The 12,653-nt window shown below is 38.5% G+C and carries 12 protein-coding genes and 1 tRNA gene; 5 read left to right on the top strand and 8 right to left on the bottom strand.

Going from position 1 to position 12,653, the window contains the following annotated elements; all coding sequences use genetic code 11:
* Positions 1–46: 46 nt before the first annotated feature.
* Positions 47–406: a cupin domain-containing protein gene (locus AC1M9K_RS03695; protein WP_092765949.1), complete on the top strand. Its 360-nt coding sequence runs from the start codon at positions 47–49 to the stop codon at positions 404–406.
* Between the two features lie 45 nt (positions 407–451).
* Here AC1M9K_RS03695 and AC1M9K_RS03700 read toward each other — a convergent pair whose 3' ends face one another.
* The 4 genes from AC1M9K_RS03700 to hemE all read right to left on the bottom strand — a co-directional run bounded on the left by AC1M9K_RS03700 (position 452) and on the right by hemE (position 4,901).
* Positions 452–2,329 (bottom strand): Lnb N-terminal periplasmic domain-containing protein, encoded by a 1,878-nt coding sequence (locus AC1M9K_RS03700; RefSeq protein ID WP_481588535.1) that lies wholly within the window; start codon positions 2,327–2,329, stop codon positions 452–454.
* Between the two features lie 59 nt (positions 2,330–2,388).
* Positions 2,389–2,859, bottom strand: a complete 471-nt coding sequence (locus AC1M9K_RS03705) for a DUF3015 family protein (protein WP_035266978.1) — start codon at positions 2,857–2,859, stop codon at positions 2,389–2,391.
* Between the two features lie 150 nt (positions 2,860–3,009).
* Positions 3,010–3,810 (bottom strand): DUF817 family protein, encoded by an 801-nt coding sequence (locus AC1M9K_RS03710; RefSeq protein ID WP_481588536.1) that lies wholly within the window; start codon positions 3,808–3,810, stop codon positions 3,010–3,012.
* 17 nt (positions 3,811–3,827) lie between these two features.
* Positions 3,828–4,901 carry a uroporphyrinogen decarboxylase gene (gene hemE, locus AC1M9K_RS03715; protein ID WP_180028683.1) on the bottom strand — a complete coding sequence of 358 codons (1,074 nt, stop codon included), beginning with the start codon at positions 4,899–4,901 and terminating at the stop codon, positions 3,828–3,830.
* A gap of 205 nt (positions 4,902–5,106) precedes the next feature.
* Between hemE and AC1M9K_RS03720 the strand changes: the two genes are divergently transcribed.
* Together AC1M9K_RS03720 and AC1M9K_RS03725 are read left to right on the top strand one after the other, a co-directional pair.
* On the top strand, positions 5,107–6,336 hold the full coding sequence (locus tag AC1M9K_RS03720; RefSeq protein ID WP_481588537.1) for a L,D-transpeptidase family protein: 1,230 nt from the start codon (positions 5,107–5,109) through the stop codon (positions 6,334–6,336).
* 148 nt (positions 6,337–6,484) lie between these two features.
* Positions 6,485–7,183, top strand: coding sequence for a pirin family protein (locus AC1M9K_RS03725; RefSeq protein ID WP_481588538.1), 699 nt, complete (start codon positions 6,485–6,487; stop codon positions 7,181–7,183).
* Positions 7,184–7,324: 141 nt separating this feature from the next.
* Here the strand turns inward: AC1M9K_RS03725 and AC1M9K_RS03730 are convergent.
* Both AC1M9K_RS03730 and greB read right to left on the bottom strand, forming a co-directional pair.
* A tRNA-Ser gene (locus AC1M9K_RS03730) sits at positions 7,325–7,414 on the bottom strand.
* 90 nt (positions 7,415–7,504) lie between these two features.
* Positions 7,505–7,999, bottom strand: a complete 495-nt coding sequence (gene greB / locus AC1M9K_RS03735; RefSeq protein WP_180028138.1) for a transcription elongation factor GreB — start codon at positions 7,997–7,999, stop codon at positions 7,505–7,507.
* A gap of 366 nt (positions 8,000–8,365) precedes the next feature.
* Here greB and AC1M9K_RS03740 point away from each other — a divergent pair, with 366 nt between their 5' ends.
* Positions 8,366–9,481, top strand: a complete 1,116-nt coding sequence (locus AC1M9K_RS03740) for a transglycosylase SLT domain-containing protein (RefSeq protein WP_481588539.1) — start codon at positions 8,366–8,368, stop codon at positions 9,479–9,481.
* A gap of 47 nt (positions 9,482–9,528) precedes the next feature.
* On the opposite strand, the gene AC1M9K_RS03745 is transcribed toward AC1M9K_RS03740, so the two are convergent.
* Together AC1M9K_RS03745 and ttcA are read right to left on the bottom strand one after the other, a co-directional pair.
* The gene (locus tag AC1M9K_RS03745) at positions 9,529–9,912 is read right to left on the bottom strand and encodes an SCP2 sterol-binding domain-containing protein (protein WP_092765941.1); all 384 of its coding nucleotides are present in this window, start codon (positions 9,910–9,912) and stop codon (positions 9,529–9,531) included.
* A gap of 339 nt (positions 9,913–10,251) precedes the next feature.
* The gene (gene ttcA / locus AC1M9K_RS03750) at positions 10,252–11,175 is read right to left on the bottom strand and encodes a tRNA 2-thiocytidine(32) synthetase TtcA (protein ID WP_035266955.1); all 924 of its coding nucleotides are present in this window, start codon (positions 11,173–11,175) and stop codon (positions 10,252–10,254) included.
* A 514-nt stretch (positions 11,176–11,689) separates the two neighbouring features.
* On the opposite strand from ttcA, the gene AC1M9K_RS03755 reads away from it, so the two are divergent.
* Complete coding sequence (locus AC1M9K_RS03755; RefSeq protein ID WP_481588568.1) at positions 11,690–12,547, top strand: lytic transglycosylase domain-containing protein; 858 nt, start codon at positions 11,690–11,692, stop codon at positions 12,545–12,547.
* Positions 12,548–12,653 lie beyond the last annotated feature (106 nt).

The following is a 12,653-nucleotide window of genomic DNA, read 5'->3' on the forward strand; positions in this document are numbered from 1 at the left end:
TTTTTTTTAGACCGTATTCCAAGGCTCAATTTCTTAAGGTGAATATATGACATCTCTTCATGTTGCAGGTCAAGGTCAACAACACGCAGAAAAATCAGTCGACTTCCCGCGTCCTGATCGTCTCGTCCAAGGCAATCCCGAACGTCACACCTACAGTCTTTATGAACACGAGCATATGGAATGTGGGATTTGGGAATGTGAAGTTGGTGCTTGGAATATTCAATTTGCCGACAATAAACAAGAATTCTTTCAAATTATAGAAGGAAAAGTTCGCATCCACACTCAAAGTAAAAATCACTTTATCGAAGTTTCGGCAGGTCAAGCAGGTGTAATACCACCAGGATTCATTGGAACATTCGAAGTCGTTGAGAAAGTGAAAAAGTACTATGTGAATGTAATCGTTTAAAAACAAGCCTCACCTTTCAACACAGTACTTCCTAGTACTGTGTATTTACCAATAGCGTGTAAATCCTAAACTAGTTTGATGCCAATCATGCTGTTCTTGTAATTGATAATTCCAGTGAATAGAGATAGCACTTTGCGAGTTAAGTGCATACTGAACTGAGGATCGTAGTCCGAGCTGCCAAGCCTGCTGATCTTCCCAAAAAGGGATTTCAATTTGCACTAAGCTATTCACTCGATCTGACCATAAGTTTTGACAACCTACAGTTGGCCCTAGCCCCAATCTCCAGCCCTTTTCTAAAATTTTTCCAGCTTGAATATGATTCTGCATCTGCGCATAACACAGGTGTTCACGATCTGCATCTGCCCAACTATATCCAAACTGTGTTGATAGATTCAAAACACCATGTTGCTCGCTATCACTGAAATTTCCAGAATCATCAATTGAGAGTTGTTTCCAACCGAATCCAAATCCCCAACTCAACGGCGTCTTAAAAGGTGTAATTGGATTATAAGAATTCACTTCTAAAAGATCCAAATCAGCCAACTTGAGTTGATCATTCCGAAACTCAAGACTCCCCTCAAGAAATTTCAACTGCGTTCCAAGTCGGTATCCCCCCTGAAGATCAGATAAATCGTGATAGGCTTGTCGATGGTTGATCTGCACAAACGTATCGTCTTGCACTCGTCCAAATTCAATCGATGTTTTTCGAGCATGATGCCCATCCACAGGGTCAATTCGTGGTCTTGCCACTTCAGTACGTTGTTTTTCAACAGGGAGTTGGCTTCTTAAACTCAAAATTTGTCGTATTTTAGGTTGCGCAATACTCGCTTCGATTTTTTGAGAAATGAGCTGTAGATACAAATTATCATATGCCATCTCAAGAATACGCGCCTGATCCTTGGTCGTAAATTGAGCTAAAAATTCACGCATTTGTGCTGGTTGCACCAGCGTTAATTGATGTGCCGAATGTGCTAAGTCATTACCATGTTGTTTGGCTTGATGAAGTAACTGCGTTTCAAGTGCTGGGCGATAAACAGTATCTTTAATGAGGCCTTGCTGCTGCACCGCTTTGATGGTTTCGACTGGAATTGCAATATGACTAAACTGTGCTTGTAGATTGGCATCGGGTTTTACCAAATCAATGAGTCCCAATAAGCGGTAGGCACAATTATCACTTATAAAATAATAGGGAAATTGGACATGCTTTAACTCCCAGATATGTTGTACTAAACGTGTGGTTTCTTCTGGGTTTAATGCTAATTCGTATTCCCACAAATCACGGCTTTCGAAATCACCATACTCTTTTACTTTTCGATAGTAGGGCATTAACGAATATTCACCTGGATATTGACCCGTTAAGCCTTTCCAAGCAAAAGAAAAACTATCACTATTTTCGACCGTCGCAGCGTAGTTGACCGCATAAGAAATAAGATTAAGCTCTTGTTGATCTTTAGGATCAAGACGTAGCAAGGTATGACCAAACATCGAACTTGGATTTCCCATGAAATCTGTCGCATAAATCAATGTTGCTTGATACGGTTTAATCTGTCCAATCCATTCCTCTAGAGCAGGACAATCTGCTTTAGGAAGCTCCTCTTGTTTTATTTTCAGTTGTTCTATTAACCATGCAGAGCGAGCTGGGAAACGACATATAATGGATTGATCTTGTCCTCGATCTATAAATAATTCACGAATATTTGCATTCAGCTCATCTTCTAAATTATCTGCACCATTTGCACTAAAAAAAAATCCTGAATAGCTGACTTCACTCTTCGCTTGATGTGCATACATTAATCTTTGCCAAGTTTTATTTTTATCAAGCTGATGGTGTTGTGCTTGTGCAATATATTGTTCAACTGGAGAAGTATATGCATGTGTCAGAAAGCTACTGACAATCAAGGCAGAAAAAAAAGCAAATTTCATAAAATGAACTTAATAATGATGAAACAAAAAAACCCTGCCATAAGACAGGGTTTTCGCAATTAAACGTAAGCTTTTAATACTTCGTCTTGAGACATAACAGTTTGAAGAGATGCAAGGACTTGGAATGCATCTTGATTGTCCGCTGAATAAATTTCAGAGAAATTTTCTTTTGATACTGCAAAGAAACGTGCTTTATCTTCAGATTTAATATTCAGAAGCTCTGCAAGGACGTTAAGACTTTCCCCCTCACCTACCGCCATATCACGTGCAAGAGCTTCGGCATTTTCATTTGTAAATGTTACTGCTTGTGCTGTTACTGTACCTGTACCACTACAGCCTAACGTCCCGAAAGTAATACCGAATAATTGGTTAGCAAATAAACCGTTGGTCGTACCTGCTAAGATTTTTGCAACTTTACCAGACTGACCTGCCCAAACTTGTGAACCGATACCACAACCCACATCACGGTCAGCAAATGCAGCTGTTGATCCTACTGCCAATACCGCAGCTAAAGCTAATTTTTTATACATAACATCACTCCAAACTTGATGTGCTCAAGTGTTCTTTATTGTTCCAATTTTGTTCTTTTACGAACTTCTTTAACATAGCGATATCAAGCCAAGAACGCAAAACAAATCTTACCAATGCCATCAAGTATTGAGTTTTTTTGATGAATTAACTTATTCGCCCTTCAATCGCCACAAACCCTGTGAATTCCGTTCACCTAAGATTTTTAACACCAATACTAAACTCAGCATTAGTAGGAGATACCAAGAACCAAGTTTCCCCCATCCCACCATATGCCACTGTTCCACTTGCGTTGGATACAACCAAATTTGATAAAAAGTACTGATATTTTCAGCAATCCAAATAATAAATGCCAACAACAAAAGCACAGGAAGCATTGGCAAGGTCATCTCATGATATTTAAGCTTGAACGTTATTTTAGTTTTCCAAAATATCAACACGCTCCATGCAAACAATAAGTATCGTATATCTGGGATAAAGAACTTCGTCATAAAGTTTAAATAGGACAAGATCGCTAAACTCATCATATTGAAAAAACTAGGTAAGTTCTCAATTTCTACGCGATAGAGCCTGAGTGAACGAGCAAAAAAACTGCCTACGGCAGAATACATAAATCCCGCAAAAAGTGGTACGGTCATAATCTTAAATACCGCAGGTTGCGGATATTGCCATGATGCAATCTGTGGATGTGTCAGGAAAATCTCCATGACCATGGCCACCATATGAAATATTGCAATAACTTTGGCTTCAGCCCAAGACTCTAACTTTAAAAGCAGTAAACAGACCTGAATAACCACTGCATAAATCAAGAGGTAGTCGTATCGGTACAATCCATAATATTCTTGATGCCCTATCGAAGCCGTCAAAGCAAAGGCTAGCAGTAATAAAATACCAAATAAGGCAGCGGATGCTGCCTTATAATGAAACTCAAATAATGATTTTAAAAAGCTCACACATTCATCCTAAATGTTTAGCCTAAATATTTTGCGCTGTACTCATGTACCGTATCAATGAAAACTTTAGGATTCGCAGGATCTACCCATTGGGTGATACCGTGTCCAAGGTTTGCAACATAACCCGTTTTTTCACCAGCAGCATATGCATCATCGAGCATTAATTTTACTGACTTTTCGATACTCGCAGGAGAGCCATATAATGTTGCAGGGTCTAAATTACCTTGTAGGGCAGCGCGACCAGCAACAGTTTGACGTGCAACATTTAAAGGGGTTGTCCAATCTAGTCCAAACGCATCTGCGCCAGTTGCGATCATAGGTTCTAACCATTGACCACCACCTTTGGTAAATAAAATTACTGGTACTTTGCGGCCTTCATTTTCACGATTTAAACCCTTCACGATTTTGTGCATATAATTGAGGGAAAATTCTTGATATTCTCGATGTGCAAGTGCACCACCCCAACTGTCAAAAATTTGAATCGCCTGCGCACCTGCCTCAATCTGTGCGTTCAAATAATCTATGACTGAATCAGCCAAATGATCTAACAAGGCATGTAAAACTTCAGGTTGTGCATACATCATTTGCTTGGTGTAACGGAAATCTTTACTCGACCCACCCTCGATCATATACGTCGCGAGTGTCCATGGACTCCCAGAAAACCCGATTAGCGGTACCTGACCACCTAATGCTGATCGGATTGTCGACACTGCATTCATGACATAGTCTAAGTCCGATTTAGCATCAATTTTTGGTAATTGGGCTACATCCTGCTCAGTACGGACTGTTTTCTTAAATTTTGGTCCTTCCCCTGCTTCAAAATATAGTCCTAAGCCCAAAGCATCAGGAACAGTCAAAATATCTGAAAATAGAATGGCTGCATCTAAGTCATAGCGACGAAGCGGCTGTAAAGTCACTTCACAAGCAAAGTCATTATTTTTGCACAAAGAAAGAAAATCACCCGCAGTTGCGCGTGTCGCACGATATTCAGGTAAATATCGACCAGCCTGACGCATCATCCAAACTGGCGTGCAGTCCACAGGTTCACGTAATAAGGCACGCAGAAAACGATCATTTTTTAAGGTCGTCATTTACTTTCTCGATGCAAAATTGAAATTCCATTCATCATACCAAAAAGCTGCACTTTAAAGTATTTAGTTAGAATGAAAATAAAGATTGAGACTATCGGAATTTATTTGATTTAAACAAAACAAATACTGCATATCCGTGTTTTTTCTGCAATACTTTATCCGTGTTTTTATAAATCAATATGAATAATTCTTAAGGTTGAATTACATGTTCGTTCGCTCAATTCTTGCTTTGAGTTTAAGTTGTATTATGTCTGGAACTGCATTGGCTGCTTCTGGTACTACTGAACAACCGCTTTCTCCAATTACAAAAACGAGTTTAGATACTATTCAAGATCCAATTGATCCTCTCGCGGTAGAATCTAGCTCTGAAGCCCAAATTAGCCAGCAAGAGCAAAATGATCTAAATCAAGCTGCAGATACGCTTCAAAACCTAGAAAGAACTGAGGATAGCACTGCGGACATTGGCAGTGCACCTGCATCTTCAGCAGTGACAAATCCAGCTTCATCTACATCAGCACCTGCTACAGCAAATTCATGGACGCTAGACAGTCTGAATAATGCTGAATGGTATGAAAATCTTGCCAAAGGTCAATTCCCTGTATATGCCCGTGCACATGTAATGTTAAATAATTCACATGCTTCACCAGGTGCTATTGACGGTACAAGTGGAAAAAATACACTTAAAGCAATTGCTTCATTCCAGCAAATGAATGGTTTAAAGGCTACAGGTGTTTTGACGAAAGAAACTTGGGATGCTCTAGTTGCACGCCAAGCTGGTAAACCTGCTTATGTTGAATATACGATTACCGAAGCAGACCTAAAAGGTCCTTATGCAGCCTCAATTCCTCATGACTATGCTTTACAAGCGAAAATGAAAGGTCTTTATTACACTCGTGTAAGTGAAATGCTGGCTGAAAAATTCCATATGGATGAAGAGTTTCTCAAGAAACTAAATCCTAAAGCGACATTTAAGAAAGCGGGTGAAAAGCTTATTGTGACCAACATTCGCAATGAACTTCCAGAAAATATTCATTTAATCGTGGCACATAAAGGCGCTAAACAACTTTATTTGTTTAACCAACAAAACCAAATGGTTGGTTCATTCCCAGCAACTATCGGTAGTGCTGACACTCCATCACCGACAGGAACATACAAAATTACTGGCGTAGCGAAAAACCCTTGGTATAGCTATTCACCAAGTAACTTTGTACAAGGTAAAAACTTGAAGCCACTTTCATTACCGCCTGGTCCTAATGGCCCTGTAGGTAATATCTGGATCGGTTTAAGCAAAAAATCGTTCGGTATTCACGGCACACCTAATCCATCAAGTATTTCAAAGACAGCTTCACACGGTTGTATCCGCTTAACCAACTGGGATGCGAATGATTTGGGTAATAAAGTTCGTTCTGGCGTTACAGTAAAATTCTTAGAATAGTCTAATTTTAAAAAGCCTGCTTCAAGCAGGCTTTTTTATCCTTTTTATGTTTCAAAATTAGAACGATACGTTGTCCTAATCCACTATCTTATTCATTTTAAACTATTAAAATAACATTATATTTAAGAATAATGAAAGGAGCATCATCATGAATGCTTATTTACATCGCAGTGAATCACGTGGTCATGTAAAAATGGGTTGGTTAGAATCCAAACACAGCTTTTCATTTGGGAACTGGTATGACCCTAACCACATGGGCATCAGTGCTCTCCGTGTCATTAATGATGACCTCATAGCTGGTCATCAAGGCTTCGGTACACATCCACACGACAATATGGAAATTCTCACCTGTGTATTGCAGGGAGCGATTACACATAAAGATAGTATGGGTAACCACGGTGATATCAAAGCTGGTGAATGGCAACTGATGAGTGCAGGTACAGGCATTCAACACAGTGAAATAAACCAAGGTGATGAAACAGTTCATTTACTGCAAATCTGGATTATTCCAAATCAGCGCAATGCAGAGCCGAATTACCAACAAATTCAACTCGATCCTGCTGAACAACCGAACAAATGGCATCTGATTTGTGGACCGACAGAACAAGCACCCATGCATATTCGCCAAAATGCGGAGGTTAAAACAGCTGTTTTGGAGAAAGGTCATTCACTTGAAGTTGTTGCAACACAACATGTCAGCTATCTACATGTGATTAGTGGTTCAATTCAAGTCGCTGAACACATTGTGAATGCTGGAGATGCTATTGCATTTATTGATCCAGCGCAGATTAAAGCATCGGAAGATGCTCGTGTGATTTGGTTCGATCTTCCAGAAAAAGTGGCTTAAACGCTGTAGAAAAACCACCTTAGGGTGGTTTTTTTATAATATGCTCAAAAAATTAAATAAAACAGTAAATATCTGTCTTAGTATCGCACCAACATGAAGAAAATAAAAAAGCCACTAATAATTAGTGGCTTTTTAAAAATTTGGCGGAAGCGGTGAGATTCGAACTCACGGAGGACTCACACCCTCGTCGGTTTTCAAGACCGGTGCATTAAACCGCTCTGCCACGCTTCCAATGGCGGCTATAATATAAATATTTTTTAAAATTGGCAAACACTTTTCTAAGAAATTTTGCTCGCCTGCCTATTTTTAAATCAGAAATTACTATTTTGATGAATTTTCGAGCTTTTCATAGCGAATTGAATTAATAAACCATGTTTTTTTTCCCAAGGGTGTATGTACCTCAAATTCATCATCTACTTGCTTACCTAACATTGCACGTGCCATAGGTGAATCTATTGAAATATGTTGAGGATGATGATCATAAATTTCATCTACACCGACAATCCGAATCGTCTTTAGTTGGCCTTCCTCGTTCTCGATGTCTACCCAAGCGCCAAAATATACTTTGCCCTCTTGTTCAGGAGAAAAATCGATAATCCGCAACTCTTCAAGTCGTTTACCGAGGTAACGAACACGACGGTCTATTTTTCGTAAAATTTGTTTATTGTATTGATAATCTGCGTTTTCAGAACGATCACCTAAACTGGCAGCCCAATTCACTTTTTTGGTGATTTCAGGTCGTTCCTCATGCCATAAGTATTGTAGTTCTGCGACCAATTTGTCATGCCCACTTCGGGTAATTAAATTCGATTTCATAGGCGATAAAATGAGTATTTTGCTTACGTTATAGCGACACATTGCAACATTTTATACCGCATTTCTACATGGAAAAATTTTATAAAGTTTTTTCTTTTTATTTATCAATATCTTAAAACCATGTTTTTTATTTTTTTTTGTACAAAATTTGACATGAGTAAAATTGACCATTAATATGCGCCCATGTTTTATCTTGATTACTTTTTGTACGAAGATATTTTCTTCAATATTTTATCCACCCACACATGTCATTTTGAATGACGTTCATGACGCCCACCCTAATTGAATTTATCAACTTTAAATAAAAGTTTAAAGCGGTACTGCTTTTGCTTTTTTTGGGCATAAATTACTTGTAGCGGAGACAACATGCGCAGTAGTTCAAACACTGGATCGAGGCTTTGCCTTAATTCACTAACTTCTTCTCTCTCGTTTAAAGCGATGGTCCTCGCTACAGCATTTATCCCATTTCATGCATTAAATGCAACAAAGACCGACAACCAATACAACTCCATTGTAAATTCGAACAAGCTTACAGTGGTAGCCGTGTCAAATCCCACCGTGGTTTTTAAAGACGGTAACTTCAAACATGGCTTTGGCTATGACTTGGTGAGCAGTTACGCTCAAAACTTAAATGTAAAACTCGATTTTAAAACGGTTCAAAGTAATGAAGCCGCTTTGAAAATGGTGCAGCAAGGTAAAGCTCATTTCGCGGTGACCACAGCATCAATCATGACCATTGAGCAAAAGAATCTTTCAGGTTTTTCCGCATCATGTGGTGACCTTGAAAGCTTACGCAAAAATGGGCTTAATCCAGAAATCAATTGGGTTTTTAAAAATGCTACTGATCCTTTAACAGATACTGCCAGCGGTTTTGTTTGTCAAAGCAAGCAAAATGGTGCTATCCGTCAAATGGCATCTTTCTACAACCGCAACGTGGTTAAACAAGATGATTGGGATACTATTCAGCGCAATCTGAAAACACGTATGCCAATTTATAAAGCTAGCTTTAAAAAGTCAGCCCAAACATACGACTTAGATTGGCACTTCCTCGCTGCGATAGGCTACCAAGAGTCGTTCTTAAAACCGAATTCTGTGTCTCCTACAGGTGTGCGTGGCATCATGATGCTCACCAACAACACAGCAAAAGCAATGGGTGTGTCGAATCGTGTTGATCCTGCTCAAAGTATTGCAGGTGGTGCGAAGTATTTTGACCTGATGATGTCGAAATATGATTATATTCCTAAACATGATCGTTATTGGTATGCCCTCGTGGCTTACAATATGGGGCCAGGTGCCACAGATGCGATTATGAAGCGCCTAAAAGCCCAAGGAAAAAATCCGAATGATTGGATACAGGTATATGATTTTCTTTACCGTAATCAATCGCACAATACGCGTTATAAGCAAGCGATCCAATACGTCACTCGTATTCGTGCTTATTTAGAACATATTAAAACGACACCAAGTTTGGTGAGTATTTAACAAAAAAAAGCTTACCTAAAGGTAAGCTTTTTTTTGTTTAAAAAGTCTTAAGTAGTTTGCTCTAAAACTTTTTTGAACAAATCTTTTTGTTCTTGGCTTGGCTTCGCTGTTTGTAAAGCCATCAATTGAGACATATCGCCTTGAACTTTGATTTTACCAGTCATAAATGCTTGCATAGCAGCAGCCATGTCAAACTCTAAGAATACTTTGCGTAAAGTATCCGCATCTAAGTTTAAAGTTGTTTTAGCATTCGCAGAAGCGCCTTTTTGGATCTTACCGCTATCAAGCGCTAATTCAGTCGTTCCTTCGCTACCTGTTACTACAAGATTCAATGCTAGATTTGCTAATGATGGTGGTAAGTTCAAATCACCAGCTTCAGCTGTAAGTTTCTCAACGTTTGCAAACCAATCATCAGTTAAAAATGCAGGCATGTTCTTTCCTCGATGTATTTATTCAATTTATTGCGTTACCTATCCAAGATAACAACATGTAGAAGCTTTACGCTTGAGAGAGTTATAGCATGATATTTTCCAAATGCGATACGTTTTTTTGTACTCTGCGTTCGATTTTTTTTGTAAATAAAACTAATCGCCTAAATATCATCAAATCTTTATTTTTTCACAAGTTTGTCAATGATTTTTTGTATCGGTACTACGACCTAAAGTGACAAAAAACATCATTTTGTAAATCGACTCAACACCTTCATTAAAATGTAAAAATCTAAGAAATAAAAAAAGCACTTCGAAAAGTGCTTTTTTTATTAAGACGAATTACTCAGCAGCAAAACCGAGATTGACCATGCTAATACGCTTATTTGGTGTGTCCCCTTCGGCTGTTGAACAAGTTACATCAAAATCAACTTCACGTTGTCCATCTAAGGCTTCAAAATCGAAAAGATCTCGGTCAGCCAATTGCGATGGCGAGACATTCTGTAACGCGCCAAAAATGCTGTGTAAACGTTTTGGATGAGCTTTATCCCATTCACGCAACATATCATTGATGATTGCGCGCTGTAAGTTTTCCTGCGAACCACACAAGTTACATGGAATAATTGGGAATTTGCGCATTTCAGCGTATTTGATGATGTCTTTCTCTTCAACATACGCCAAAGGACGAATCAAAATATTCTTTTTATCCGATGAAAGTAGTTTTGGTGGCATCGCCTTTAAACTACCGCCATGGAATAGGTTCAAGAAGAACGTTGCCATAATATCATCACGATGATGACCTAAAGCAACTTTGGTCGCGCCAATTTCTTGAGCAAAACCATATAAAGAACCACGGCGCAAGCGTGAGCACACTGCACAATAGGTTTTACCTTCAGGTGTAAGCTTTTTGGTAATGCTATATGTATCTTTTTCTAAGATGTAGTACGGAATGTTATTTTCTTCTAAATAACGGGGTAATACATCCTCAGGGAACCCTGGTTGTTTCTGATCAAGATTCACAGCCACAACATCAAAATTGATTGGTGCTATGCGTTTAAACTGCAGGAGAATGTCCAGCATGGTATAGCTATCTTTACCACCTGAAATACATACCATGACCTTATCGCCATCCTCAATCATTTTGTAGTCACGGATTGCATGACCTACTTGACGACGAAGTTTTTTTAATAAACGATAATATGCAGAACTTGTAGGTGGCTCTGGCTTAAAATTAAATCCTTGGTTGGATTCAACTGGCGAGTACATAGACGACATTAACCATAAAAAAAATACTGCGCAATTTTAGCCGATTCAGTGCTTAATCGCATCTAAAGAATCTGTTTTTTACATCTAATTTTTATTTTTTCATAACACTGTCTTATTCACACATCTAAAATGGACGCTTGGGTTCATTTTTTAGTCGAATTGCTTATCTTTTGGACTTTTCCACAGTTTTCCACAAAACCTGTGGATAAAATTGTGGACTTTTTAGGGGTTGACAAAGTTTTGGCAAGATAAGATGGTGCTTTCCCTTAGATTGATCATTTTTTAACCACTATTCTATATCCTTAAAATTCAATAACTTATATGTGTCAAGCAGTTGTTTATAAATAAAAATAAATAATTTTTTTGGATATTAAGCCAACAATTAAGACTTGATTTTTTTACAACGAATTGTTAAAAAACATTACATAGTCGAGAGACATCTCCATTGCAGAAAATCACCCACATATCATTTAGGGACAAAAATAGTGTTCGAATGATGAAAACTACAAATAAAATAAAAGTCATAGCGTTATTTGGGTGTGTGAATTTTCTAATATTCTCGCCACAGGCTTCTGCAGGTCAAACAATCTATCAGCTGAAAGATTTAAACGGCACTACCGTACTGACCAACCGCAAAAACAAATACAACCATCTTAAAGTTGAAAAGAAAACCTACTATCCAGATAGCAATATTCATAGTTACAGCAATTGGGGAAGCAACGAAGCATCTGTTCTCCCAAGCCATAGTAAAAATCGAAATGCCTTTGATGGCTATATTCGCCAAGCAGCTCAACGACACGGCATTTCTGAAGGACTCATTAAAGCGGTGATGCACACAGAGTCTGGTTTTAATATACATGCACGCTCCCCTGTTGGTGCTCAGGGTCTTATGCAATTGATGCCTGCGACTGCACAACGATTTAATGTCAATAATGCATATGATCCTGAACAAAATATTTTCGCTGGTGCAAAATATTTGGCTTGGCTATTGAAACGCTTTAATGGCAATACGCAATTGGCATTAGCGGGTTATAATGCTGGCGAAGGAAATGTTGCTAAATATGGTGGAATACCGCCCTTTCGTGAAACTCAAGACTATGTCAGACGTGTACTCAGTCGTTACAATAATTTATACGCCAATGGTGTAGGCTCAAATCCAATCAATAGTTATTCAGCATCGGTATCTTCTAAGTTAAGTTCACCGAGCTATAACAATCAGAATTTATCAGCTCAAGTGACTGCACCATCTAAACCAAAGTCACCTCCTCGCCAAATTATTGTGGCCGCTGATGGCAGTTTTACTGACGCACCAGCTGGTTCATATTCTACAAATAATGCCACAGCATCAGCGAAGATCTATATTTCGAATTAATCTCAATTTTTTTCGTTATATTTTTTATTTTTTTCTTGAAATTTTCCCTATTCGAAAGCATATTTGACGTAGGTTTTTTAATTCAAAAAGCTTATTAAATTTTATT

It is taken from the genome of Acinetobacter sp. 24-47-67 (genome assembly GCF_056779735.1).

Excerpts from the sequence above, each read along its gene's own strand:
- AC1M9K_RS03695 (WP_092765949.1), top strand. The coding sequence starts at position 47 with ATGACATCTCTTCATGTTGCAGGTCAAGGTCAACAACACGCAGAAAAA.
- AC1M9K_RS03720 (WP_481588537.1), top strand. The coding sequence starts at position 5,107 with ATGTTCGTTCGCTCAATTCTTGCTTTGAGTTTAAGTTGTATTATGTCT.
- AC1M9K_RS03740 (WP_481588539.1), top strand. The coding sequence starts at position 8,366 with ATGCGCAGTAGTTCAAACACTGGATCGAGGCTTTGCCTTAATTCACTA.
- ttcA (WP_035266955.1), bottom strand. The coding sequence starts at position 11,175 with ATGTACTCGCCAGTTGAATCCAACCAAGGATTTAATTTTAAGCCAGAG.
- AC1M9K_RS03745 (WP_092765941.1), bottom strand. The coding sequence starts at position 9,912 with ATGCCTGCATTTTTAACTGATGATTGGTTTGCAAACGTTGAGAAACTT.
- greB (WP_180028138.1), bottom strand. The coding sequence starts at position 7,999 with ATGAAATCGAATTTAATTACCCGAAGTGGGCATGACAAATTGGTCGCA.
- AC1M9K_RS03725 (WP_481588538.1), top strand. The coding sequence starts at position 6,485 with ATGAATGCTTATTTACATCGCAGTGAATCACGTGGTCATGTAAAAATG.
- hemE (WP_180028683.1), bottom strand. The coding sequence starts at position 4,901 with ATGACGACCTTAAAAAATGATCGTTTTCTGCGTGCCTTATTACGTGAA.
- AC1M9K_RS03705 (WP_035266978.1), bottom strand. The coding sequence starts at position 2,859 with ATGTATAAAAAATTAGCTTTAGCTGCGGTATTGGCAGTAGGATCAACA.
- AC1M9K_RS03700 (WP_481588535.1), bottom strand. The coding sequence starts at position 2,329 with ATGAAATTTGCTTTTTTTTCTGCCTTGATTGTCAGTAGCTTTCTGACA.